Genomic DNA, 24297 nt, shown 5'->3' with positions numbered 1-24297 from the left:
CTCGGGCACCGCTACAGTTGCGACTCCCCAGTTCAACTCAAGACCGGAGAGTTTCATGCTGTCACGCCGCCACTTCCTGGGCGCAAGCCTGGCCACCACCGCTTACGCAGCGGGCTCCTTTGTTCCCGTATGGGCACAGAACGCGCCCAACTTCGGAACCCCCACCTTGCCCAGCCCCGGCTTTCGCCGCATGAAGGTGGGCGATGTGGAGGTGATTGCGCTGAACGATGGCATCACGCGCCGCCCGCTGGGAGAGGAGTTTGTAAAGAACGCGCCGCTGGCCGAGGTGCGTGCGCTGCTGGCATCCCAAGGGTTGCCCACCGACTACATCGACGTGCCCTACACGCCCTTTCTGGTGGTGGCGGGCGCACGCAAGATCCTCATCGACACGGGCCTGGGGGAGTTTGGCGGCGCCACCACGGGCAAGCTGCTCGACAGCCTGCGCGCGGCGGGCCTGCAGGCAGCCGACATCGACACGGTGCTGATCAGCCACTACCACGGCGACCACATCAACGGCATCCGCAACAAGGCCGGTGAGTGGGTGTTCCCCAAGGCCAAGGTGATGGTGCCCGCCGCTGAACACGCGTTCTGGATGGGCGACGCCCGCATGGCCGCTGCGCCTGCGGGCATGAAGGGCGCATTCGAGAACGTGCGGCGCACCTTTGCCACCATGCCCGCCGACACCCTGGTGCAGTTTGCGGCCGATGCGGAACTGGCGCCAGGCATCAAGTCCGTGGCGGCCTACGGCCATACGCCGGGGCACACGCTGTTCGAGCTGACCTCATCGGGCCAGAAGTTCTTCTACGTCGCGGACCTGACCAATGTGCCCGCGCTGTTTGCACGCAACCCCGACTGGGCCGTGACGTTTGACATGGATGCCGAGGCTGCGCGCAAGGTGCGGCGCGATGTGTTCCAGCGCATCACCGCCAGCAACGCCATGCTGGGCGGCTTCCACTTCCCGTTCCCGGCCTTTGGCCGCATGGCAGCCTCGGGCAGCGGCTATGCCTTCCAGCCTGCTGCCTGAACCCCGCGTTGCGCGCCGTGCGGTGCTGGGTGCCGGGCTGGCCCTGGCCAGCCTGCGCAGTTGGGCAGCACAAGACCCGGATGCCGAAGCCTTGTTGCGCAAAGGCGGGGTGGTGGCCGCGTTCCGCCATTCGCTGGCCCCCGGCACGTTCGACCCGCCCGGATTCCGCCTGGGTGACTGCAGCACCCAGCGCAACCTGAACGACGAAGGCCGCGCCCAGGCGCGCAGCGTGGGGGCGTGGTTTCGGCAGCGCCAACTGCAACCAGGCAAGGTTTTGTCGAGCCCCTGGTGCCGCTGCGTGGACAGCGCCACCCTTGCCTTTGGCCCACCCCAGGTCTGGGCGGCGCTCGGGTCCCCCCGGGGCAGCCCGGAGACCACCAGCGCGGCCTACCTGCGTGAACTGCGGGCGGCGCTGGTTGCGGCGTCGTCCCGGCCTGGTCGATTCGAGGCGTGGTTCACCCACATGTTTGTGCTGTCCGACCTGGCAAACACCAATACCAGCTCGGGTGAAGCGCTGATCCTGCGGGCGGACACCAAAGGTAAAACCGAGGTGCTGGCACGTCTTGCGGTTCCTGGCTGACGAAGGGGCTGGCTCGCGCACCGGGTGCTGTTGGGGGCCGCAGTTTGTGACGCTATGAGAGTCTGTAAAACAGCTGCCAAACACCTTTCAGCGCCCGGCCACCCGGCTGTGGCCTAAAATCGCTCTCTTTTCCACCAACTTTGAGACCTACCATGGGCAACAAGATCGTCACCGAAGCAGACCGCAAGCGCACCCCCCGCCCAACGCCCCTGCCCGGCTACACCCTGGCCACCCCCGGCCGTGGCCAGCGCGTGAGCCTGGAGCGCGGTGTGGCAACCCGCAGCAAGAAGAACCCTGGCAAGCGCTCCAAGAAGGGCGGCTGATCGCCAGATCGTCATAGGCCGGTGGCACAAACCGGCACCTTGCAAAAGAGCCCTCGCAAGAGGGCTTTTTGTTTTGAGTGCACGCTTTGCCAACCAGGCCCTACACAGGCATCGACCCAATGTCCTGGCGCGCCATCTCCAGCAGCCACTGGCGAAACACGGGCAGGCTGGCCGCCGTGTGGCGGCCGGGCAGGCGGCACAAAAAGTAGCCACGCTGCAGGCTGATCGGCAGGTCAAACGGCGTGACAAGGCGGCCCGCCTCCAGCTCCGCACGCACCAGGCAGCGCTGCACCAACGCCACGCCCATGTCGGCCAGGGCCGCCTGGATCAGGATGGAAACCTGATCGAACACCGTCGATAGCTCGGGCTCCATCCCTTCGACCCCAGCGGCACGTAACCACTGAGCCCAGTTACCAGGGGATGTGGAATGGGCCAGCAAGGGTTCGGCAACCAGATCTGCGGGGCGCCGCCAGCGTTGCCTGGCTGCACGTGCTGGGTGGCACACGGGCACCACTTCGCGGCCGATGAGGTAGTCGCACTCCCAGGTGGGCCATTGCGACGGCCCCAAGCCGGTCAGGATGGCGGCATGCGGTGTGGGCCCCGAAAAATCCTCGTCCTTGCGGTAGGGGACGAAACGCACACGCACCTCGGGGTGCCGGGCCTGGAAATCCGGCAGGCGCGGCACCAACCACACACTGGCCAATGTGGGCACCACCGAAAGAACCAGCTCCATGGTCTGCGAGGGGCCCACGCGCAGCGCCTCGCTTGCCGCTTCAATCACAGCCAAAGGTTCCCGCACGGCCTCCAGCAATTGTTCGCCAGACTGGGTAAGCACCATCTGGTGCGCACTGCGCCGCAGCAGCACCTTGCCGTAGTGGCTCTCCAGCCGCGCCACCGCCCGGCTGATGGCGCCCTGCGTCACACACAGTTCCTCAGCCGCCCGCGAAAAGCTGCCCGTGCGTACCACCGTGACAAAGGCATGCAGCTCAGACATGGATGCGGAATGAAGACGCATAGGGCACAGAAGCGTGAAAAGAAGCGGACGCCAAAGGCAATGGCGCGATGACGGCTGTATGACTAATGGTAATGCAGCAATGCGAGACTGTCGTTTGCGGGCACGCGCCGTTCACAGGAGACTTGCCGGCACCTTTTTGGCCACCGAGACAACCCACCACCATGGCAACCTTCCACTCCTCCTTTTCACCCGCCCGCAGGGCCGCGCTGCTGGTGCTGGCCTTTGCACCATGGAGCGGCATGGCCCACGCGCAGGCAAGCTACCCAGACCGGCCCATCAAGCTGATCGTGCCCTTTGCGCCCAGCGGCTCCACCGACTTGGCGGCCCGGCTGATTGCCGAATTTGCGAGCCGCGAGCTGGGTCAGCCCATCGTGGTGGAGAACAAGGCGGGGGCTGGCGGCTCGCTGGGCATGGAGCTGGTGGCCAAATCGCGTGCCGACGGCTACACCCTGGGCATGGCCACCATGAGCACGCATGGCTCCAATGCGGCCGCCTATGGCAGCCGCATGAAGTACGACGCGGTGCGGGACTTTGCCCCCATCTCCAACGTGGCCACCGTCCCCAGCGTGTTTGCGGTGCACGCGAACTTCCCCGCCAAGACCATGCAGGAGTTCATCGCACTGGCCCGTGCCAACCCCAACAAGTACACCTTCGGCTCTCCGGGCACAGGCTCGCTAGGGCATGCAAACGTTGAGCATTTCTCCAGCCTGGCCAAGATCCAGCTGCTGCATGTCCCCTACAAGGGCGCGGGCATGGCACTCAATGACGCCGTCGCCGGGCAGGTCGATGGCATCACCGACAACCTGCCTTCTGCATTGCCCCACATCAAGTCAGGCCGCCTGCGCGCCCTGGCGGTGCTGTCGGACAGCCGCTCGGCCCTGCTGCCCGACGTACCGACCTACGGCGAGCTGGGTTTCAAGGAAATGGGCTCAGGGGGCTGGTTCGGCGTCGTCGCCCCAGCGGGCACGCCAGCCCCGGTGGTCAACCGGCTCAACCAGGCGATCCACGCGGCTATGAAACAACCCGACTTCATCAAGAAGATGGACGACGCAGGCGCCACGCTGATTCCTGGCACGCCGGCGCAGTTCGGGGTGCAGATCCAGCAGGCGCTGGAGCGCTATGCGCGCGTGGCAAAGGTCGCCAAGCTGTCTGCAGAATGAGCGCGCCGCACCTGCACAGCGGGGAACCCGCATTCACCCTGCGCGCCCCGGTGGCACCTGCCATTCCGCTGGTCTGCGACTCCCCGCACAGTGGCACCACCTATCCGGAAGATTTCGGCCACGCAGTCCCCCGCGCACTTCTGCGCGCAGCGGAAGACACGCATGTGGAGGCCCTGTGGCATGCCGCCCCGGACGTGGGCGCCACTTTGCTGGCAGCGCATTTCCCGCGCAGCTACATCGATGCCAACCGCACGCTCGATGACCTGGACCCGGCATTGCTCGACACACCTTGGCCCACGCCGCTGGCCCCCAGCGAAAAGACCCGCCTGGGCTATGGCCTTATCTGGCGCAACGTGAACGCCACCACCCCCATCTATGCCCGCAAGCTCCCGGTGGCCGAGGTACAGCGGCGCATCAGGCGCTGCTACCAGCCCTACCACGAGGCACTCGCCACTGCCATCGAGCACACCCATGCAAAATTCGGCGCCGTCTGGCACCTGAACCTGCACTCCATGCCCAACAACGCCTACGAACGGCTGCAGATCCAGAGCGAGCACCCTCTGGCCGACTTCGTGCTGGGCGACCGCGACGGCACCACCTGTGAGCCAGCTTTCGTGGACCTGGTTGAGCAGGAACTCAAAGCCAGGGGGTACACGGTGGCGCGCAACAACCCTTACAAGGGCGTGCAGCTCATCGCACAGATCGGCCAACCCGGGCACCAGCGGCACAGCTTGCAGGTGGAAATCCGGCGGCCGATCTACATGGACGAAGCCAGCCGCGAACGCAGCGCCCAGTTCGATGCCGTGCAGCGGGATCTCAGCGGTGTACTGGAGGCCATTGCACGCTACCTCCGGGAGCATTCAGCAGTGCGACGATCAGGCTCAACGGCTCAACCAGAGTTTCCGCAGGCAGCACCAGTGGCGCCGCACGCGATCGCGCCATAGGGGTAGCTACTACAAGCGGTCTCTCTGCAAAAACTCCTGTTGGCAGGCTGGTTGCCGCAGTTTGGCGAGGTCCGACTACTCCAGCCCCAAGGGTGCAGGCATGGTTTCCGCTTGCCCCCTTGCGGGCAGGACGATGTGAAAGGCCGCTCCGCTGGCGGGCACATTGCGGGCATAGATCTGACCTCCCATAGCCTCCACAATCTTGCGGCAGATAGCCAGCCCCAGGCCTGTCCCCCCTGAACCGTCCTTGGTTTTGCTCGACTGCACAAACGCCTCAAATATGGTTTCGAGTTCGGACTCCGGAATGCCTGGCCCCTCGTCCTGCACCGCCAGGTGCACCTGGCCTTGCGGGTCCATGAAGCCCTGCAGCGTGATGGTGCTGCCCGGTGGCGAAAATTTGATGGCATTGGCCACCACATTGCGGATCACTTGCTGAAAGCGCAGCGGGTCGGCCTTGGCCACCAAGGGCGTCTCGGACATGTCCATATCCATCATCAGATGGCTGCGTTCCAGAAGTGGCTCCAACTCACGGATGACCGGGCGCACCACGCCACGCAGGTCGATGCGCTCCAGGTGGAAGGTCCCCACCGTGCTCTCCAGCTTCGAAACCTCCAACAGGTCGTTGACCAGCGTCAGCATGCGCTTGCCCGCAAGATGAATGTCTTCAAACATTCCCGCTAGCTTGGGCTGCGCACGCCCGCGCAACATGCCCAGCTCGGCGAAACCCAGGATGGACTGCAGTGGGGTACGCAGTTCATGGCTCATGTTGGCCACAAACTCCGACTTGGCCCGCGACGCCTCTTCGGCCGCATCACGTGCCTCCTGGGTCGCACGCTCGGCCTCGCGGAACTCACTCACGTCCATCAGGATGCTGAGCACACCCGTCACCCGGCCATGCTCGTCTTCAATCGCCGCCTTGGCGATCCGCGTGTCACGCCGCGATCCGTCCCCGTGGCGAACCTTGGTGTCCAACAAGGCCCGCCCACCCCAGCGCAACAACTGGACGTTGGAGGACTGGTGCACCTTGGCCTCATCGGGTGGAAGGACGGATACGAATTCCCGACCCAGCACGGTTGCGCGCTGCCGCCCTTTGTATTGCTCCCAGGCCTTGTTGACCAACATGAATCGCCCCTGCTCATCGGTGACCGAGATCGGAAGCGGGTTGGTCTCCAGCAGCAAATCCTGGAACGCCAACTGAGAATGCAACTGTTGCTGCGCAACCCAACGCTCCGTCACATCCACTGCGCTGCCAGCAAAGCCTGTCACACGCCCTTCGGAAAGCAACGGAACCACCGCGAGCTGCAACATCATCTCCTTGCCCTCGCCTACGTTCAGCACGACCTGGCATGTACGCACCCCATCGGCAGAAGTGGGATTCAGCACCCTGGCAAGCTCCGCTCGGCTCAATGGGGCCACAACGTCACGCAGATTCTGCCCCTTGGCCCGCGTTGCTGCATCTCCTGTAAAAGCCGTCCAATGGGCATTGACATAGGTGATGACACCATCGGCATCGGTGCGAAAGATCAACTCCTGCACACTGCGCATCAGGACTGACAGTTCTCGCTCATTGCGGGCTACCCGGGCATGCGCTGCATCCACTGCACGGCGCGCGAACTCGCGGGTTCTCACACTTCGCCACACCACAAAGGTCAACCCGACTACCAGCAAAACCAGCGCAATGCCAATGCCCAGCAGGGCACGTGCCTCCCGCAACCAGCGCTGTACAGCACTGCGCGAGGACTCTTCAACCATCACCAACAGTGGCTTGGTACCCGAAACGCGAAAGCCGACGATCTGGTTCTCGCCCAACACGCCCGCACCAATATAGGCTGCGTGCTCTTGACCGGGCAGGTAATGCGTGAACACGGGAACACGCTGGTTGACCCAGGTCCCGACGTATCCGGCTGCGGGCCCGGACGTTGCGAGAACCTGCCCCCCGTAAGAGGTCACCACCGAATCAAAGCTGTCTGTCTCCAGCGTCAGATGCTGAAAATTTGAGAGCGAATCCGGGTTGACCAAAGCGATCAATGTCAACTCGTGCCCGGCTTCGTTCTTGTAGCTGTACAGCATCGGCACGAACGCCACACCAGCCGGTGCCGGTGCAGCAGCTCCATGAAGACGGATTGCCTGCAAGCCACGCCCAGGGGTTAGTGTTCCCAGAACGCTACGACCGAGGGTGGGCTTGCCTCCAAGCCGGGACATGTCCACGAACGTTTCTGCATCCCCCTTTTGCGTACTGGCCACAATGCGGCCGCCGGTATCCACCACCGCCAGGCTGCGCAGAAACGACAAGCCCGTCAAAGCCTGGGTCAGAGCTTCTTCCATCCGCCGGGGGTCTGCCGCCACCGAACCCAGCGCGGGTGCGATGGCCAGCGCCTCCAGCGCCAACTCAGCGGTCTCGAAGGTTCGGGTGGCCTGGTCCTCCAGGATGCGGGCCAGCATCGTGGCATGCGACAGGTCATTGGCCCGGGCTCCTCGAAAGTCATTCACAGCCAACGCCCCCACGGCAAGCAGACTCGCCAGCGCAGCGAGCGCCCCCACCACCAGGACCATGGTACTTGCGTGCGAGATCCACGAAACAGACCTCAGGGACAACTTCTCCAGATGGCGCATGAGGCCCATCAGCGCACCACGATGGATTTGAGGCCATGGTGGCCCGCTGCGCGTAGCAGCCGACCGTCTGCCTTTATGCGAGAGACAAAGGCATCCACAGCAGCGAGCCAGGCGGCATCCCCTTGCTTCACCGCGTAAGCGTAAGGGAGCACGGAGAAGGGCTCCGAAGGTTCGATCAGCCGGGCCCAGTCCGCGTTGTCCAGCAAGCGTCTGCTGTAAGGGTAGTCGGTCATGAACACATCCACGCGTCCTGCAACCAGTTCACGCTCTCGGGTTGCGGGGGGGCTGATCTTCACCAAGGTTGCACTCTTAAGGCGCTGCGCCATGATGGGCTCCATGAACGTACCAGCCTGAACGGCCACCATCACCCCCGGCTTGTCGATATCGGCCCATTGTTTGACCACCACGTTGCTTTTGGTGGTGACAGCATAGATGTCGCTTTGCATGTAGGGCTGCGTGAAAGCGAGTTTTTCCATGCGCTGCGGCAGCATGCCAACGGCAAACATCGCAACATCGCAGCGGTCTTGACGCAAGTCTTCGATCAGCGTTGCGAATGAGGACTCTACGTACTCAACTTTGACCTTGAGGTCGCGCCCCAGCTCTGCCGACAGCTCAATGTCGATACCCGCCAGCTCCTGGGTGCGTGGGTGGCGATAGGTCACCCCATAGTAGTCTGGCCAGATGCAGACCTTCGCCAGGGCCTGGCCCTGCACACGATCCAGCACCGGGCCCGCAGCGGCACTTGTGGCGACCAAGGCCGTGCACAGGCCTGCGGCCACGCTCCATCGATTCAGACAAGACATCAGCATACGGACTCCTTGAAATTCGGCTTTTTCCAGCACATGTTTTCGCCCTAGGGCGAGTCAATCAGCGAATCGAACGAAGGGCACTCCTGCGTGATCCTGCAGCGCAGGGCATTGATGGCCTCGGCATGCGCCAGGAAGGCATCCACCACCACCGGGTCGAAGGCACGGCCCCGCTCTGCCTTCAGCATCTCCAGCGCCTCCTCCACGCTGAAGGCGGGGCGGTAGACACGGTCCATGGTGAGCGCATCAAAAAAATCAACCACGGCAGTGATGCGACCCGACAGCGGAATGGCCTCCCCGGCGAGCCCCGCCGGATACCCTGCACCGTCATAGCGTTCATGGTGGGTCAAGGCCACCTCTGCAGCCATGCGAAACACCGGAATGCGGGAGCGGCCCAGAATCTCTGCGCCCATAGCAGCATGGCCATTCATGATCTCCCGCTCCTCGGGGGTCAGCTTGCCGGGTTTCTTGAGCACGCTGTCGGGCGTGCCGATCTTGCCGACATCGTGCATAGGCGCTGCCTTGCGCAGCATCCGGGCAAAGCCCACTGTTTGCCCCAAGGCCAAAGCCAGAGCTTCTGCCAGGTAGCCGATGCGCACGATGTGTATCCCCGTGTCATCGTCCTTGAGATCGGCGGCCGCTGACAGGTGCAGCAAGGCCTCATGGTGGGCCCGGGTGACTTCGCGCAGGGCCTCGTTGCGCTCGCGGTACATGCGGCCGAAGTCGTCCACAAAACGCTCCATCTGCGCTGCGGCGGCTTCATCGAAACAGCGCGCCCCCTCTTGGGCCTGAGGCGCAGGGTACGAAAGGGCTCCCATGATCACAACGCCGCCTCCATGCGGTAGATCGTCTCCAGGACCTGCAAGGTGCTGAAAGGCTTCATCAGGTAGTCATCCGCACCGGCAACGAACCCCGCCGCCCTGTCATCGGACTGCACCCGCGCCGTAAGCATGACAACCTTGGTGTGCCGCATCCCCGGATCGGATTTGATGCGACGGCACACATCCAGGCCGTTCAAGGTGCCCGGCATCATCACATCCAGCAGCACGATGTCTGGCTGCAGCTCGCGGGCCAGCGCCCAGCCTGCGTCCCCGGTGGCGGCTTCATGGATCTCGAAGTCATCGAACTCCAGCGTCATCTTCAGCAGTTTGCGGATATCCATGTGGTCTTCAACGATCAAGATCTTCTTCACGGCAAGCCCCTTTCCAGGACATGAATCAATTAGGAGCAGAAAACCACCAAGCCAGGTGATTTTTTTGCGATTGATTGAATCATATCAATCATTTTTATCAAATACAAGATCTCCAACATAAAAAATCGTCCAAAATGCGCGATCTATGCAATCTGACAAATTCCCATCGGAGCGCCAGGCACCGGACCACTACACCACGCTCGAAGTGGCCAAGATCCTTGGCATGGCCGTGCGCTCGGTCCAGCTCATGGTGGACCGCAACGAGCTGGAAGCCTGGAAAACCCCCGGAGGGCACCGGCGAATATCTCGAACCTCTGTAGAACGCTGGGCCAGCGCCCATGGCTTGGCAGGCGCTGGCAGCGCGCCAATCTCGCCTGCGCCACCTCCGGCTCCCGCTACCCGCTCCTCCACGCCTGCCGCACAGTCAGCGACACCGGCATCGGTGCATGCGCCGCAGATCCTGCTGATTGAAGACTCCGTCCATTTCCAGAACCTCGTGGGGCTGATCGTGAAGCAGCACTTTCCAGGGGCAGTGCTGCAAGTGGCCAATGACGGGATCACGGGACTGGCCCTGTATGGCCAGATCCAGCCCGACGTGCTGATCGTTGACATCCTGCTGCCGGGCATCGACGGCGCCACCCTGATTACCACCCTGCGCTCACACCCGCAGTTTGCGCGCAGCCACCTCATCGTCGTCACATCGCTGGACGAAGCGCAGCGCGAGCCCTATGCCTTTGCCCTGCAGGGAGTGAAGGTGATCCACAAACCCCGGCTGGTGGCAGAGTTGCCTGCAGTCCTCGCGACCTGCCTGCCGCAGGGCCAGGAGCCGTCATGAACCTGCCCCGGGTGCTGCTGGTCGAAGACGATGCCTCCATCGCTCGCTTCGTGGAGCTGGCGCTGGAAGAACTGCCCATCGAGCTGGTCACCTGCACCAATGTGGGCGACGCCCTGCTGGCGCTGCAGGCCGGCCACACACGGCTCATCATCACCGACCTCATGCTGCCCGGCGAGTCTGGCATCGGCCTGGTGCAGCGGCTGCTGCACGAGCCGGGCCTGGGCCATCCGATCCCTGTCGCGGTCTTCAGTGCCGGACTGACCCCTGCCGTGCGCGACCAGCTGGGTGCCATGAAGGTGTGGCGCATGCTGTCCAAACCCGCCTCGGTGACGGAACTGGAAAACTGTGTGCGCGACGCCTTGGCCCTCCCTATGAGCCCATCCGCTGATGCGCAGCCTTCGCAGGCACCAGCACCCGCCACCCAGGCCGAGGCCGAAGCGATAGCCACCCACTTTGCGGGCGACGAGTTCCTGTTCAGGGCCTACCGCGCCAGTTGCCTGCAGCAGTTCCCTGCCGATGTGCACCAGGGCGATGCAGCGTGCGCTGCGCAGGACTGGCCCACCCTGCGTCGCCTGGCACATAGCCTGGCCACTGTGCTGCTGACGCTGGGGCACCCCACGCAAAGCGTGCGGGCGCGACAGCTGGAGAACGCCGCCGCCCAACTCGCCGCCAGCCAATGCCTGGACCACTGGAGCAAGCTGCGCGCATTCATGATCCAGCTCTGACAAGCTGCACAGGACCACGCCATGATCACTGTCCACCACCTCGAAACCTCCCGCTCGCAGCGTGTTCTTTGGCTGCTAGAAGAACTGGGCGTTCGTTACGAACTCAAAATCTACCAGCGCGACAAGGCCACCAAGCTGGCCCCGCCGGAACTCAAGAAAATACATCCCCTGGGCAAATCCCCTGTGATCACAGACGGTGGCGAGGTCATCGCCGAGTCGGGTGCCATCATCGAATACCTGGTGGAAACCTATGGCGCCCAGGCCAGTGGCGACCTGGCACACCTGCAACCGGCACCGCGCACTCCAGAGCACCGCCAGTGCCGCTTCTGGATGCACTACGCCGAAGGATCGCTCATGAACTGGCTGGTGATGAAGCTGGTGTTCATGACCATCCCCACCCAGCCCATGCCCTTCTTCGTGAAGCCCATTGCGCGCCAGCTGTGCAGCACGGTGCAGACGAAGCTCATCGACCCCAACGTGGACAGCGCGCTGGCCTTCATCGAAGCGCACCTGGCCACCCACCGCTGGTTTGCGGGCGAACACCTCACCATGGCCGACTTCCAGATGAGTTTTGCGGTGGAGGCCCTGCTGTCCCGCGCCAATGACGCCAGCGGCAGTCCGCATCTGCGTGCCTACAAGCAGCGCATGGAAGCCCGCCCGGCGTACCAGCGCGGCATCGCCAAGGGCGGGCCAGTGGTGATGGGTGCCTGAGGGTCTTTTTTACGATCTGAGTCCCAGGCCCACCCCTTCCCCGGGTGACGGGTGACGGGTGACGGGCGACGGGTGACGGGCGACGGGTGACGGGCGACGGGCGACGGGCGACGGGCGACGGGCGACGGGCGACGGGCGACGGGCGACGGGCGACGGGCCTGGAAGATATGTAAGCAAATAGCTGTTCACGTAACAAAAGCATAAAATTTCGCATCCATCCCGACCCTTGGGGGGATGCACCATGCCCAGCAACCCAATCCAGCGGCCGGCCCCGGCCCACCTTGCCAATGAACCGGCAGGGCACCGGGAACGTTTTGCCGCCGGGGCCACCATCCTGGTGTCGGTGGTGCTGTTCATGCTGGCAGTGCCCTACGCCACGGTGGCACTGGTCCCCTTTCCGGCCTTCATTCCCATCTACGTCACCGCCCTGGTGATCTTCGACCTGATCACGGCCGTGCTGCTGTTCGGGCAGTACCGCGCGCTGGGCGCCGTGGGGCTGCTGGTGCTGGGGGGCGCCTACCTGTTCACCGCCACGGCCACGGCGGCCTATGCACTGATCTTTCCAGGCCTGTTCGCGCCCACGGGGCTGCTGGGCTCGGGGCCGCAGACCTCGTCCGCGCTGTACATGCTGTGGCATGCGGGCTTTCCACTGGCCGTGATGGCCTACGCCCAGATCAAACACCACAGGCCACCCGGCCCGCAATGGTGGGAGCACGGCCGCGCCCACCGGGGCATCCTGGCCACGGTGGGCGTGGTGCTGCTGGTGGTGGCCCTGTGGACCGGATTCGCCACCGCCGGGCACGCGCACCTGCCGGTGTTCCTGGATGGCAACCGCACCACCGCCACGGGCAAGCTGGTGCTGGCTGGTATCTGGCTGCTCAGCCTGGCTGCACTGGTGCTGCTGTGGCGCCGCAAGCCCCATGCACTGCTCGACGTCTGGCTGCAGGTGGTGATGTGCGTCTGGCTGCTGGACATTGCCCTGGCCGCCTTGCTCAACACGGGACGTTACGACCTGGGCTGGTACATGGGGCGCATCTACGGCCTGCTGGCGGCGGGCTTTTTGCTCATCGTGCTGCTCAGCGAAAGCGCGCGGCACCAGGCGCAGTTGCGGCAGGTGACTGCGGCACTGGAGGCGGCCAACGCGAGCCTGTGGCGCCTTTCGATGCAGGATGGCCTGACCGAGCTGGCCAACCGCCGCGCCTTCGACCTGCACCTGGCAGAGCAGCTGGCCCTGGCCACGCGGCACCACCGCCCGCTGGCGCTGGTGCTGATGGACGTGGACCACTTCAAGGCCTACAACGACGAATACGGACACCAGCTGGGCGACGAGTGCCTGCGAACCATCGCCAAGGTGCTGCGGGCCAGCGGCAAACGCCCTTCAGACCTGGCGGCCCGCTACGGCGGCGAGGAGTTTGCGCTGGTGCTGCCGGAGACGGACAGCCACGGTGCGCTGCATATCGCCACGGCCACACAAGGCGCGGTGGCACGGCTGTCCATCCCGCACAGCCAGTGCTCCACCGGCCCGCACGTGAGCATCAGCGTCGGCATCGCCGCCATCCATCAGGGCGAGGCCATGACGCCGCAGCACTTGATCGAAACCGCAGACAAGGCGCTGTACGAGGCCAAGAGGGCCGGACGCAACCGCGTGGTGCTGCAGGACATTCCCTGCTCGGCCTGACCCGCACCGACGGCCGGCTTCAGCCCACGCCACACACCCGGGCTCCCGGGTCGTTGTGCGCCAGCTCGCGCTCATTCTTGGCCTGGGCCACTTCCATGTCGCGCGGCAGGGTCACGCCGTTCTTCACGGCCAGGATCTCGGCCATCACGCTCACCGCGATCTCGGGCGGTGTCTTGCTGCCGATGTAGATGCCAATCGGGCCGCGCAGGCGCGCCAGGCTGGCCTCGGTCTGGTCGAAGTGCTCGATCATGCGCGCGCGGCGGGCTTCGTTGTTGCGGCGCGAGCCAATGCCGCCCACATAAAACGCCTCGGTGTTCAGCGCCTCCAGCAGCGCCAGGTCGTCGAGCTTGGGGTCGTGCGTGAGCGCTACCACGCAACTGCGGCGGTCGGGCTTGAAGGCCAGCACCACGTCGTCGGGCATGTCGCTCACCACCGTGGCGCCTGCCACGCTCCAGCTGCCCCGGTATTCCTCGCGCGGGTCGCACACCGTCACGGCAAAGCCGTTGAACAAGGCCATGGTGGCCAGGTATTCGGCGAGCTGCCCGGCGCCGATGAGCAGCATGCGGTACTCCGGCCCGAAGGTGTTGGTGAGCTGCACCGCATCCACCGCCAGTTCTTCTGGCGCCTGCGTGGGCGCCAGGGTCACGGCGCCATCGGCCAGGCGCACCGTGCGCTGCATGAGGCGCCCGGCGGCCAGCTGGGCAATCAACGCGGCCAGCAGGGTGGGATCGGGGTCGTACTCCAGCAGCAGCTCCAGCGTGCCGCCACAAGGCAGGCCAAAGCGGTGCGCTTCGTCGGCACTGATGCCGTATTTGACAAACGACGGTGGCCCGCTGGGAATGCTGTGGGCACCATCGTTTGTTGCCGCAGCGGCCTGCGCATAGGCGCGGGTGTGGCGGTCGATCAGGTCGTCCTCGATGCACCCACCCGACACCGAGCCCACCACCGCACCATCCTCACACAACGCCATGATGGAACCCACCGGCCGGGGCGACGAGCCCCAGGTGCGCACCACCGTGGCCAGCAGCGCGCGGCGCCCTGCAGCCCGCCAGCCCTGCAGGGTGCGCAGCACCACAACGTCCAAATTTTCCATGACTCGCTTCCTCTGGGTACCCGGATCACTCAGCCGCGATTGAACCACCAAGCCAGCAACACCAGGGCCCCTGCGCCAACACCCCACGCCCATGCAGGGATACCCCCACCCTGAAGGGCTCCGCCTCCCCCATCCGGCGGGGTGGTGACATCGGCCTGCACGGTATCCGACGCACCGGCCTGCGGGACCTCGGCGCGCGGAAAGCGGCGCTGCATCTCGTCGTCGAAGCGCTTGAAAAAATCCTCCGCCATGGTCTTGGCGGCACCGTCGATGAGCCGCTGGCCCAGCTGGGCGATCTTGCCGCCCACGGTGGCATGCACCGTGTAGTGCAGCTCGCAGCTGGCCTGCCCTACCCCATCTACAGCCAAGGGCACCAGCTTGACCTGGGCGCTGCCCTTGCCAAACCCCGCCACGCCGCCCGAGCCGTCAAAGGCGATGTTGTAGCTCTCGGGCGGCACGATGTCCGACAGCGTGATCTTGCCCGCGAACTTGGCCGACACGGGCCCGATCTTGAGGGCCATGGCCACGGCGTACTGGTTGTCGCCCGTGGCCTCGACCTTGTCGCAACCGGGGATGCACAGCTTGAGGACCTCGGGGTCGTTGAGCGCTTCCCAGGCCTGCTGCTGGCTCACGGCAAGGGTGCGGCTGGCTTGCATTTCCATGGTGGGTTCCTCCTGGTGTCTGGTTATCTCTGAAATCGGTCATTGCCGCAGCACGCTGGCCAGGCTGGCGGCCAGGTCCTGCAGGCGGCTGAGGTTGTGCACGGCAAGCATGCCGTGGGCCTGGCGGTGCAGCTCGGCAGCGCCCCGCGCCGTGGGCGCATAGCCGTCAAAGCGCAGCAAGGGGTTGAGCCACAGCAGGCGGCCACAGTGGCGACGCAGCCAGGCCAGCTCCTGCGTCAGCACCTCGGGCGCGCCGGTGTCCAATCCGTCGCTGATCAGCAGCACCAGCGTGCGCCGCCCCACCAGGCGCCGCGCATGCTGCTGCCGCAGCTGGGCCAGGCTGTCACCCATGCGTGTGCCACCGGCAAAGTCGTTGATGGCCTGGCTGGCCACCTGCAGCATGGCGTCGGTGTCGGCGAGGCGGAAGGCGGGTGTGAGGTTGGTCAAGCCCGTGCCAAACGCAAACACGTCGCGGCGCACGGCGGCGCCGGTGTGGCGCGGTGCGGTGGCCGCGTGCAAAAAGGCCAGTAGCAAGCGGGCGTAGCGCTCCATGGAGCCCGATACGTCCACCAGCACCAACAACGGCAGCGGTTGCTGGCGCCGCTGCAGCAAGGGGATATGCAGCACCTCGCCCCCACTGCGCGCCGCATGGTGCATGGCGCCGGGCCAGTGCGGGCGGCTGCCGCGTGCGCCCGGCCGGGTGCGGCGGGCGGCGTAGTGCGGCAAGGGCAAAGGCACGTCACGCGCCAGGCGCTCTACCAGGATGTATTCGCTGGCCGAGAGCTGGTTGAAGTCAGCCTGCCGCAGGCGCTGCAGGTCGCTGGCCGTCATGGCGGCATCGAACTCGATCTTGTCTTCTTCGCGCGCAGGCGGCGCATTGCGTGCAGCGCGTACCGGAGCCAATGCCTCGTTCACGCGCGGGCGGCGTTGGACGGGCTCGGCCTTCGATTCGGCGCTGGGCAGCATCTGTGCCAGCAGCTTCTGGGCAACGTCAGGGTTCTTGAAGTAGGCATCGAACAGCTCGCGAAAGACCAGCCGGTCCTGCTCGCGGCTGACCAGCACGGCCTCCAGCGCAGCGCAAAAATCCTCTCGCTGCAGGCCCACGAGCATCACCGCCTGCTGGGCCAACGCCATGCGGGCAGCGTCCACCCGCACACCGGCGCGACGCAGGGTGCGGCCAAAGCCGCTCAGGTTGTCGGCGAGCTTGCCGGTGCGGGCATCGCCGAGCTGGGAGAGCACCGCGCCCTCAGCCATGGGACGGCTCTCATGCATCGGTGTCGGCGGGCTGCAGCAGCTGCACCGCCATGTCGCGCGTGAGCGCCGCCACGTCCTCACGCTGCTTGAACAAGATGCCCGCCGTGTCGGACACCACCTCCGGGTCCACCAAGATGGTGTCGAGCGCGACCAGGGCCTTGGCCCATTCCACGCTTTCGGCAATGCCCGGCGCGCGCTGGAAGGCATTGGCAAACGGCTGGCTGCGCAGGCGGCCCACAAACTCGGCCACCTGCTGCGCCAGCGCCGCGCTGGCGCCCGGCACCTGCGCGCGCACGATGGCCAGCTCGCGCTCACGCTCAGGGTAGTCCAGCCAGTGGTACAGGCAGCGGCGCTTGACAGCGTCGTGCAGGTCGCGCGTGCGGTTGCTGGTGAGGATGGTGACGGGCGTGGCGCTGGCGCGCACCGTGCCGATCTCGGGGATGCTCACCTGGTACTCGCCCAGGTACTCCAGCAGGAAGGCCTCGAAGGGCTCGTCGGCGCGGTCCACCTCGTCGATCAGCAGCACGGCGCCGGGCGCAGGCGCCTGCAGGGCCTGCAGCAGGGGGCGGCGGATGAGGTAGCGGTCCTGGTACACCTCACGCTCCACCTGCGCCATGTCGGCACCGCCTTTTCCCTCCGCAGCCCGCATGTGCAAGAGCTGGGCGGCGTAGTTCCATTCGTACAGCGCCTCGCGCTGCTCCAGGCCGTCGTAGCACTGCAGGCGGATCAGGCTGCGCGAGAGTACTTCAGACAGCGCCTTGGCCAGCGCCGTCTTGCCCACGCCGGGTTCGCCCTCCAGCAGCAGCGGGCGCTGCAGCCTGAGCGCCAGGAACACCGCAGTGGCCAGCCGCCGGTCGGCAAAGTAACCCACGCTTTGCAGCGCCTGCACCAGGGCATCGACGGTGGTTGGCAAACTCATTGCTACTCTTCTAATAGCTTCTTGCGCATGATGGACGCGCGCAGGAGGCCGATTTGGCTATAAATCGTTGTTGTCGGCACTGTGCCCGGGCTCTGGCAGGTGCTGTCCGCACAGCTGGCATGCCCCGCACCGCAGGTCGCAGATCGGGTCACGCCCTGGTGGTGGGCACACCCGGCCTGCGGTGCGGCGCGCCTCGCTCAGCCAAGCATCTTCTGCACCGCCCGCTGCGTCTGCACGCTGATCAGGTTGGCGCGGTAGGCAGCGCTGGCGTGGATGTCGCTGTTCAGCTCGCTGGCGTCGATCTTCACCCCCGCAGCCGCTGCAGGCGTGAAGCTCTGGCTCAGCGCCGCCTCCAGCCCCGCGTGGCGGAACACGCTGGTCGCCGCGCCGGTGATGGCCACGCGCACGCCGCTGCCCGTCTGCGCCACAAACACTCCCACCAGCGAGAAGCGCGACGCGGGCTGCTTGAACTTCATGTAGGCCGCGCGCTGGGGGATGGGGAAGCGGATGGCAGTGATGATCTCGCCCTCCTCCAGCGCCGTGGTGTACATGCCCACAAAGAAGTCGTCGGCTGCGATCTCGCGTTTGTTGGTAATGACCGCAGCGCCCAGGCCCAGCACGGCGCTGGGGTAGCAGGCGGCGGGGTCGTTGTTGGCCACCGAGCCGCCCAGCGTGCCGCGTGCGCGCACCTGCCGGTCGCCAATGTGGGCAGCCAGGTCGGCCAGTGCGGGGATGGCGGCCTTCACGTCCGCGCTGTTCGCAACGTCCATGTGGCGTGTCATGGCGCCGATGACGAGGGCATTGCCCTCGCGGCGAATGCCCGCGAGTTCGGCCACACCATTCAGGTCCACGATCTTCTCGGGGTTGGCCAGGCGCAGGCGCATAGACGGCAACAGGCTTTGCCCGCCCGCCAGCAGCTTGCCGCCCTGGGCGATGTGTTGCGCAGCTGCGGCGACGGAGGTAGGCGCTTCAAAGGTAAATGCGTACATGGTCGAATCTCCTTATGCCTTGGCCGACTGGATGGCTTCCCACACGCGGTGCGGCGATGCGGGCATGTCGAAGTCCTTCACACCCAGGGGGCGCAGGGCATCGAGCACGGCGTTGATCACCGCCGGGGGCGAGCCAATGGCCCCGGCCTCGCCGCAGCCCTTGGTGCCCAGCGGGTTGTGCGTGCAAGGGGTGCACACATGGCCGAGCTTGAACTCGGGGAAGTCATCGGCGCGCGGCATGGCGTAGTCCATGAAGCTGCCGGTGAGCAGCTGGCCTGTCTCACGGTCGTACACGCAGTTCTCCAGCAGCGCCTGGCCGATGCCCTGCACCAGGCCGCCATGCACCTGGCCTTCCACGATCATGGGGTTGATGATGGTGCCGAAGTCGTCCACAGCGGTGAACTTGTCCACCCGCGTGGCGCCTGTGGCGGGGTCCACCTCCACCTCGCAGATGTAGGTGCCTGCAGGGAAGGTGAAGTTGGTCGGGTCGTAGAACGCGGTTTCGTTCAGGCCTGGCTCCAGCTTGTCCAGCGGGTAGTTGTGCGGCACATAGGCCGTGAGCGCCACCTGGCCGAACGGGATCTTCTTGTCCGTGCCGCGCACGGTGAACTCGCCGCCGCTGAAGTCGATGTCGGCGTCGCTCGCCTCCATCAAATGCGCCGCGATCTTCTTGGCCTTGGCCTCGATTTTGTCTAGCGCCTTCATGATGGCCGCGCCGCCCACGCTGATGGAGCGCGAACCGTAGGTGCCCATGCCAAACGGAACGCGGCCCGTGTCGCCGTGCACGATGTCCACGTTCTCCACCGGGATGCCCAGGCGCGCGGCCACCACCTGCGCAAAGGTCGTCTCATGCCCTTGGCCGTGGCTGTGCGAGCCGGTGAACACCGTCACGCTGCCCGTGGGGTGCACGCGCACCTCGCCGCATTCAAACAGCCCGGCGCGTGCGCCCAGGGCGCCTGCGATGTTGGACGGCGCAATACCGCAGGCCTCGATGTAGCTGCTGTAGCCGATGCCACGCTTGAAGCCCTTGGCCTCGCTGGCCGCCTTGCGCGCCGCAAACCCGGCCACGTCGGCCAGCTGCTGCGCCTGCGTCATGCACGCGTGGTAGTCACCAATGTCGTACTGCAGCGCCACCGGCGTCTGGTACGGAAAGCTGGTGATGAAGTTGCGCTTGCGGATCTCGTCCTGGCCCAGGCCCAGCTCCCACGCGCAGCGGGTAACCAGGCGCTCCAGCAGGTAGGTGGCCTCGGGCCGGCCCGCGCCCCGGTAGGCATCCACCGGCGCGGTGTTGGTGAACCACGAATCCACCTCGACATAGACCTGCGGCGTGGTGTACTGGCCCGCCAGCAGCGTGGCATACAGGATGGTGGGCACGGCGCTGGCGAAGGTGCTGAGGTAGGCGCCCAGGTTGGCGTGGGTGTGCACCCGCATGGCCAGGAACTTGCCGTCCTTGTCCAGGGCCATTTCGGTGTGGCTGATGTGGTCGCGGCCATGCGCATCGCTCAGAAAAGACTCGCTGCGGTCCGCCACCCACTTGATGTTGCGGTTGAGCTTTTTGGCGGCCCAGGTCAGGCACACATCCTCGGCATACAGATAGATCTTGGAGCCGAAGCCGCCACCCACATCGGGCGCGATCACGCGCACCTTGTGCTCGGGCAGACCCATCACAAACGCCGTCATCAGCAGGCGCTCGACGTGCGGGTTCTGGTTGCTCACGTACAGCGTGTACTCGTCACTCGCGCGGTTGTAGCTGCCGATGGCCGCGCGCGGCTCCATCGCGTTGGGAATGAGCCGGTTGTTGATCAAATCAAGCTGGGTGACATGGGCCGCGCCCGCAAACGCGGCGTCCACCGCGCCCTTGTCGCCAATGGCCCATTTGAAGCAGTGGTTGTCGGGGGCAATGTCGTGCAGCGCCGCACCTGGCACGGCACCTGCGGCCGCATCGGCCACGTTGACCACGGCGGGCAGCACGTCGTAGTCCACTTCCACCAGCTCGGCCGCATCGCGCGCCTGCTGCAGCGTCTGGGCCACAACCATGGCCACGTGGTCGCCCACATAGCGCACCTTGCCTTGCGCCAGGATGGGGTGCGGCGGCTCCTTCATGGGCTCGCCATTGGTGCTGGTGATGAGCCAGCCGCAAGGCAGGCCGTTGATGTTGTCGGCGGCCACGTCCGCGCCCACAAACACACCCAGCACGCCCGGTGCCGCCTTGGCGGCGCTGGTGTTGATGCTGTTGATCTTGGCGTGCGCGTGCGGCGAACGCACAAACACCGCATGGCTTTGCGCGGCCAGCACCACGTCGTCGGTGTACTGGCCCGCGCCGGTGAGGAAGCGGTAGTCCTCCTTGCGCTTGAGCGATTCGCCAATGTGCGGCAGCTTGGAAAAGTCGGATGCACCCATGGTCGTTCTCCTTTTTCCTGGTTAGGCCGATGCCATGGCCTTCTGGCCAACCTGCACTGCGCGCACGATGTTCTGGTAGCCCGTGCAGCGGCAAATGTTGCCTTCGAGCAGCTCGCGGATCTCGGCTTCGCTCGCGCCGGGGTGGTTCTTGCACAGGTCCACCGCGCTCATCACCATGCCGGGCGTACAGAAGCCGCACTGCAGGCCATGGCACTCCTTGAACGCGGCCTGCATGGGGTGCATGGTGCCGTCGGCAGCGGCCATGCCTTCGATGGTGGTCACCTCGGCCCCCTGGGCCTGCACGGCCAGCATGGCGCAGGATTTGACGGCGCGCCCGTTCACGTGGACGGTGCAGGCGCCACACTGGCTGGTGTCGCAGCCTACATGGGTGCCGGTAAGCGCCAGGTGCTCTCGCAGCGCATGGACAAGCAGGGTGTTGGGAGGGACGTCAACACTGGCAGCGCGCCCGTTGACCGTGAACTGGACTTGCATCTGGCTGTCTCCTGAATAGGTTGTAGCTGGACTGACCTCGCGCATCTTCTGCCGCCCCCCACCACCCATCCCTAGGGACAACCCTAGATTTCCGGGGGCCCTCGCCGGATATTCTCAAAATGAAACATGTTGCAGCGCACACCGGCGCATCATGCGCAGCTCAAGGATCCGGATCACCATGCTGCCCTCCGCCCCCACCTCCACCGCCCACCGCCACGCGCTGATTGCGCAGGCCCGCCAGACCCTGCTGGCGGAGGGTGCAGCGCCCCTGCGCGCAGAGGTGGAGCCCTGGATCGCGCGGTCGTGGCAGCGCTGCCTGGCGCAGGGTATGGACCCCACGCAGCGTGTGGTGTTCGAGGCCGTGAGCGCCCCGGCGCTGCGCCGCAGCCTGGAGCAGAACCAGGCCCTGCTGCGCGCGGCCCGCCCCGTGCTGGAGCAGCTCACGCGCGCCATTGCGGGCATGCGCTACTTCGCCATCCTGACGGACGCCCGGGGCACCGTGGTCGAGGTGCAAGGCCATTGCGACCCCAGCGACCCGCGCGCCAGCAGCATCGGCCGCGTGGGCATTGATCTCTCGGAAGCCGCCGTGGGCACCACGGCCATCGGTGCGGCGCTGGCCGAGCTGCAGCCCGTGTGGCTGCACCGGGGCGAGCATTTTCTGGACGACAACGGCAGCTACAGCTGCGCGGGCGCACCGCTGTTCGACCCCGAAGGCCGGTGCATGGGCATGCTGGACTTGACCGGCATCGATGTGCCCGAGCGGCCGGAGCTGCGCCACCTGGTGGCGCGCTCGGCCCGCGCCATGGAAGACGCCCTGCTGCTGCAGCGCCCCCACGCGCTGCTGCTGCGCATGAACTGGCCCGGTTGCACGCTGGGCAGCGAAGGCGATGGCCTGCTCGCACTCGACGCCGATGGCTGCGTGGTGGGCGCCAACAGCATGGCCCGCCAGCTGGTGCCCCAGCCCTTGCGCGCGCCCGGTGCAACCACCCACTGCAGCGACCTGCTGGCCATGCCCTGGACCATGTTGTTTGACGCGGCCCGGCGCCACCCCGCGCAGCCGCTGGATTTGCCCCTGTGGTCGGGCCTGCGCCTGCAGGCCCTGGCCCAGTGGTCCGCGCACACCCACCGCAGCAGCGCCACCAGCACCGTCAGCCCCTTCAGTCCCACCGGGGCCGCGCCCCTGGTTTCTGCCCCCCCGCCAGTGGCCGCGCCGCTGCGCGAGGCCGAGACCGCCCTGATCCGCCAGGCCGTGCTGGACGCCCGGGGCAACGTGGCCGAAGCCGCACGCGCACTGGGCATCAGCCGCGCCACGGTGTACCGCAAGCTGGGCACGCCCAAGGGGCCGTGAACGGCGCCGCGCCAGCCCACCTTGCCCGCACGCTGTCGATCAGAGTCAAAATTTTGATAAAAAAAGGCCTCTGCGCGCGACCATATTGCCTTTTAAGCTATCAAATATATAGCGCAATCATCCCGCAAAACAACGCCGCTTAGAGCTCTGCCAGTGCCAGCACTACGGCGTTTTCCTCCACGACCAGCACCACGGCGCTGCCCGCGCGCAGCCCGCTGTGGGGCGCAGCAAAACCCACCATGTGCAGGCCCGCCGCCAGCTCGGCCGACACCTCGTCGCCTGACTCACCCCGCACCACGCGCGTGGCCCGGCCGGGCAGCCGCAGGGTGCCAGCGGGCGCCGCAGTGGCGGGGGCAGGTGCCGCGCGCCCACCACGCTCCACCCGCACCGCCGTGGCCTTGCACAGCGCCAGCACGGCCAGCCCCGGCTGCAGGCCCAGCAGCTCGGCGCTCTCGCGGGTGATGCGTGCGGCCAGCGCCCCGGCACCTGCGACGTCGCCCACGGCACCCGCTCCCTCCAGCCGCAGGTGCGCACACACGATCTGCCCCTGCACCGTGAGCCGGTCCACCACACAAGGCAGCTGGTTGCGCATGCTGGTGCGCACCGCCAGCCGCGCCAGTGCCGGGCCCGCGTGGGGTGTGGCCTGCCAGCGCGCCAGCACGGCGCCGCGCGCCTGCGCCATTGCATCGGCGGCGGCCAGCAGCTGGCGGCCCGCCTGGGTCAGCTGCGCGCCGCCGCCGCCCGCCCCGCCCACGGCCCGGGCCACCAGCGGTGTGCCCGCGAGGTTGGTGAGTGTGTCCACCGCCTGCCACGCGGCCTTGTAGCTCACGCCCACGGCTCGGGCGGCCTGCGAGATGGAGCCACAGGCGCCAATCTGGCGCAGGATGTCGATGCGTTTGTCGGTCAGCGCATGGCCCAGCGCGTCGGTGAGGGAGAGTGAAGCAGGCATGGGCTGATGATGCCTCACAGGGCCCGCCACACAGGCTCTTCAGCCCGCCTTGCGGCGCAGCCCCTTGACCGGCTTCGCCAACTTTTGCTGACGCGCCAGCGCGCCATCCGCCGCCGCCTTCAGCAGCCGCTGGAAGGACGGGCATTGCGCATGGCTTTCGGCCGGGCAGGCCGCTGCGTGGCGCAGACCGTTGCTCATGGCCTTGAGGCGCTTGACCATGGCATCCAGCTCGTCGGCCTTGGCCGAGAGCAGTTGCCGGTCGATGTGGGGCTCGCCACCAGGCAGGAACATGGAGCGGATCTCGTCCAGCGAGAACCCCGCCGACTGCCCGAGCGCAATCAGCGCCAGCTGGTCCAGCACGCCGGGCGCAAACCGGCGCCGCTCACCCGGCGGGGCCACCGAGTGCACCAGGCCCTTTTCTTCGTAGTACCGCAGCGTCGATGCCCGCAGGCCCGAGCGTTTGGCAACTTCTGCAATGTCCATAAAAAACCTCCAGCAAGCCCTTGACTTCAAGTTGACTTGAACTTCTACAGTCCATTCAACCGTGAATTCAACCCGTTTTCACGTCCACCGTCCAAGGAGTTT

At 66.0% G+C, this 24297-nt stretch carries 24 protein-coding genes; 10 read left to right on the top strand and 14 right to left on the bottom strand.

The features are described from left to right. Positions 1-55: 55 nt before the first annotated feature. The 3 genes from CBY09_RS08695 to CBY09_RS23845 all read left to right on the top strand — a co-directional run bounded on the left by CBY09_RS08695 (position 56) and on the right by CBY09_RS23845 (position 1927). Positions 56-1024: an MBL fold metallo-hydrolase gene (locus CBY09_RS08695; RefSeq protein ID WP_094288517.1), complete on the top strand. Its 969-nt coding sequence runs from the start codon at positions 56-58 to the stop codon at positions 1022-1024. Further along, positions 1002-1604 (top strand): histidine phosphatase family protein, encoded by a 603-nt coding sequence (locus tag CBY09_RS08690; protein WP_094288515.1) that lies wholly within the window; start codon positions 1002-1004, stop codon positions 1602-1604. Before CBY09_RS08695 ends, CBY09_RS08690 begins: the two co-directional genes overlap by 23 nt. A 152-nt stretch (positions 1605-1756) precedes the next feature. Further along, a complete protein-coding gene (locus CBY09_RS23845; protein WP_165773888.1) occupies positions 1757-1927 on the top strand; it encodes a hypothetical protein in 171 nt (56 codons plus the stop codon). A 100-nt stretch (positions 1928-2027) separates the two neighbouring features. On the opposite strand, the gene CBY09_RS08685 is transcribed toward CBY09_RS23845, so the two are convergent. Then, complete coding sequence (locus CBY09_RS08685; RefSeq protein WP_094288513.1) at positions 2028-2942, bottom strand: LysR substrate-binding domain-containing protein; 915 nt, start codon at positions 2940-2942, stop codon at positions 2028-2030. A gap of 161 nt (positions 2943-3103) precedes the next feature. Here CBY09_RS08685 and CBY09_RS08680 point away from each other — a divergent pair, with 161 nt between their 5' ends. Further along, entirely contained in the window at positions 3104-4102 is a 999-nt protein-coding gene (locus CBY09_RS08680; RefSeq protein ID WP_094288511.1) for a Bug family tripartite tricarboxylate transporter substrate binding protein, read from the top strand. After that, positions 4099-5046 carry an N-formylglutamate amidohydrolase gene (locus CBY09_RS08675; protein ID WP_094288509.1) on the top strand — a complete coding sequence of 316 codons (948 nt, stop codon included), beginning with the start codon at positions 4099-4101 and terminating at the stop codon, positions 5044-5046. The genes CBY09_RS08680 and CBY09_RS08675 overlap by 4 nt, the downstream gene beginning before the upstream one ends. 75 nt (positions 5047-5121) lie before the next feature. Here CBY09_RS08675 and CBY09_RS08670 read toward each other — a convergent pair whose 3' ends face one another. The 4 genes from CBY09_RS08670 to CBY09_RS08655 all read right to left on the bottom strand — a co-directional run bounded on the left by CBY09_RS08670 (position 5122) and on the right by CBY09_RS08655 (position 9657). Then, positions 5122-7599 (bottom strand): PAS domain-containing sensor histidine kinase, encoded by a 2478-nt coding sequence (locus CBY09_RS08670; protein ID WP_240515646.1) that lies wholly within the window; start codon positions 7597-7599, stop codon positions 5122-5124. 68 nt (positions 7600-7667) lie between these two features. Continuing rightward, on the bottom strand, positions 7668-8462 hold the full coding sequence (locus CBY09_RS08665) for an ABC transporter substrate-binding protein (protein ID WP_094288615.1): 795 nt from the start codon (positions 8460-8462) through the stop codon (positions 7668-7670). 50 nt (positions 8463-8512) lie between these two features. After that, on the bottom strand, positions 8513-9283 hold the full coding sequence (locus CBY09_RS08660) for an HD-GYP domain-containing protein (RefSeq protein ID WP_094288505.1): 771 nt from the start codon (positions 9281-9283) through the stop codon (positions 8513-8515). Between the two features lie 2 nt (positions 9284-9285). Continuing rightward, complete coding sequence (locus tag CBY09_RS08655; protein WP_094288503.1) at positions 9286-9657, bottom strand: response regulator transcription factor; 372 nt, start codon at positions 9655-9657, stop codon at positions 9286-9288. Positions 9658-9802: 145 nt separating this feature from the next. Here CBY09_RS08655 and CBY09_RS08650 point away from each other — a divergent pair, with 145 nt between their 5' ends. The 4 genes from CBY09_RS08650 to CBY09_RS08635 all read left to right on the top strand — a co-directional run bounded on the left by CBY09_RS08650 (position 9803) and on the right by CBY09_RS08635 (position 13606). Continuing rightward, positions 9803-10492: a response regulator gene (locus CBY09_RS08650; protein ID WP_094288501.1), complete on the top strand. Its 690-nt coding sequence runs from the start codon at positions 9803-9805 to the stop codon at positions 10490-10492. Continuing rightward, positions 10489-11217 carry a response regulator gene (locus CBY09_RS08645; protein ID WP_094288499.1) on the top strand — a complete coding sequence of 243 codons (729 nt, stop codon included), beginning with the start codon at positions 10489-10491 and terminating at the stop codon, positions 11215-11217. The genes CBY09_RS08650 and CBY09_RS08645 overlap by 4 nt, the downstream gene beginning before the upstream one ends. A 21-nt stretch (positions 11218-11238) precedes the next feature. Beyond that, on the top strand, positions 11239-11928 hold the full coding sequence (locus tag CBY09_RS08640; RefSeq protein WP_094288497.1) for a glutathione S-transferase family protein: 690 nt from the start codon (positions 11239-11241) through the stop codon (positions 11926-11928). Positions 11929-12169: 241 nt separating this feature from the next. Further along, positions 12170-13606, top strand: coding sequence for a GGDEF domain-containing protein (locus CBY09_RS08635; protein WP_094288495.1), 1437 nt, complete (start codon positions 12170-12172; stop codon positions 13604-13606). A gap of 19 nt (positions 13607-13625) precedes the next feature. On the opposite strand, the gene CBY09_RS08630 is transcribed toward CBY09_RS08635, so the two are convergent. The 7 genes from CBY09_RS08630 to CBY09_RS08600 all read right to left on the bottom strand — a co-directional run bounded on the left by CBY09_RS08630 (position 13626) and on the right by CBY09_RS08600 (position 21415). Further along, on the bottom strand, positions 13626-14699 hold the full coding sequence (locus CBY09_RS08630) for an XdhC family protein (RefSeq protein WP_094288493.1): 1074 nt from the start codon (positions 14697-14699) through the stop codon (positions 13626-13628). Between the two features lie 29 nt (positions 14700-14728). After that, positions 14729-15361, bottom strand: a complete 633-nt coding sequence (locus CBY09_RS08625) for an SRPBCC family protein (RefSeq protein WP_094288491.1) — start codon at positions 15359-15361, stop codon at positions 14729-14731. Positions 15362-15400: 39 nt separating this feature from the next. Beyond that, positions 15401-16615, bottom strand: coding sequence for a vWA domain-containing protein (locus CBY09_RS08620; protein ID WP_094288489.1), 1215 nt, complete (start codon positions 16613-16615; stop codon positions 15401-15403). 10 nt (positions 16616-16625) lie between these two features. Continuing rightward, on the bottom strand, positions 16626-17534 hold the full coding sequence (locus tag CBY09_RS08615) for an AAA family ATPase (protein WP_094288487.1): 909 nt from the start codon (positions 17532-17534) through the stop codon (positions 16626-16628). 197 nt (positions 17535-17731) lie between these two features. Next, positions 17732-18523 carry an FAD binding domain-containing protein gene (locus CBY09_RS08610; RefSeq protein WP_094288485.1) on the bottom strand — a complete coding sequence of 264 codons (792 nt, stop codon included), beginning with the start codon at positions 18521-18523 and terminating at the stop codon, positions 17732-17734. Between the two features lie 12 nt (positions 18524-18535). Then, positions 18536-20923: a xanthine dehydrogenase family protein molybdopterin-binding subunit gene (locus CBY09_RS08605; RefSeq protein WP_094288483.1), complete on the bottom strand. Its 2388-nt coding sequence runs from the start codon at positions 20921-20923 to the stop codon at positions 18536-18538. A gap of 21 nt (positions 20924-20944) precedes the next feature. Next, positions 20945-21415: a (2Fe-2S)-binding protein gene (locus tag CBY09_RS08600; protein ID WP_094288481.1), complete on the bottom strand. Its 471-nt coding sequence runs from the start codon at positions 21413-21415 to the stop codon at positions 20945-20947. A gap of 178 nt (positions 21416-21593) precedes the next feature. On the opposite strand from CBY09_RS08600, the gene CBY09_RS08595 reads away from it, so the two are divergent. Then, positions 21594-22763, top strand: a complete 1170-nt coding sequence (locus CBY09_RS08595) for a sigma-54-dependent Fis family transcriptional regulator (protein WP_094288479.1) — start codon at positions 21594-21596, stop codon at positions 22761-22763. Positions 22764-22902: 139 nt separating this feature from the next. On the opposite strand, the gene CBY09_RS08590 is transcribed toward CBY09_RS08595, so the two are convergent. Then, entirely contained in the window at positions 22903-23712 is an 810-nt protein-coding gene (locus CBY09_RS08590; protein ID WP_094288477.1) for a TOBE domain-containing protein, read from the bottom strand. A gap of 39 nt (positions 23713-23751) precedes the next feature. Next, positions 23752-24195, bottom strand: a complete 444-nt coding sequence (locus tag CBY09_RS08585; protein ID WP_094288475.1) for a helix-turn-helix domain-containing protein — start codon at positions 24193-24195, stop codon at positions 23752-23754. Positions 24196-24297: the final 102 nt, after the last annotated feature.

The sequence above is a fragment of the Acidovorax kalamii genome, from assembly GCF_002245625.1.
In the GTDB taxonomy this organism is placed as follows: Bacteria; Pseudomonadota; Gammaproteobacteria; order Burkholderiales; family Burkholderiaceae_C; genus Acidovorax; species Acidovorax kalamii.
The sequence above is the reverse complement of the archived record's forward strand: the minus strand, read 5'-3'. Positions and strand labels throughout refer to the sequence as shown.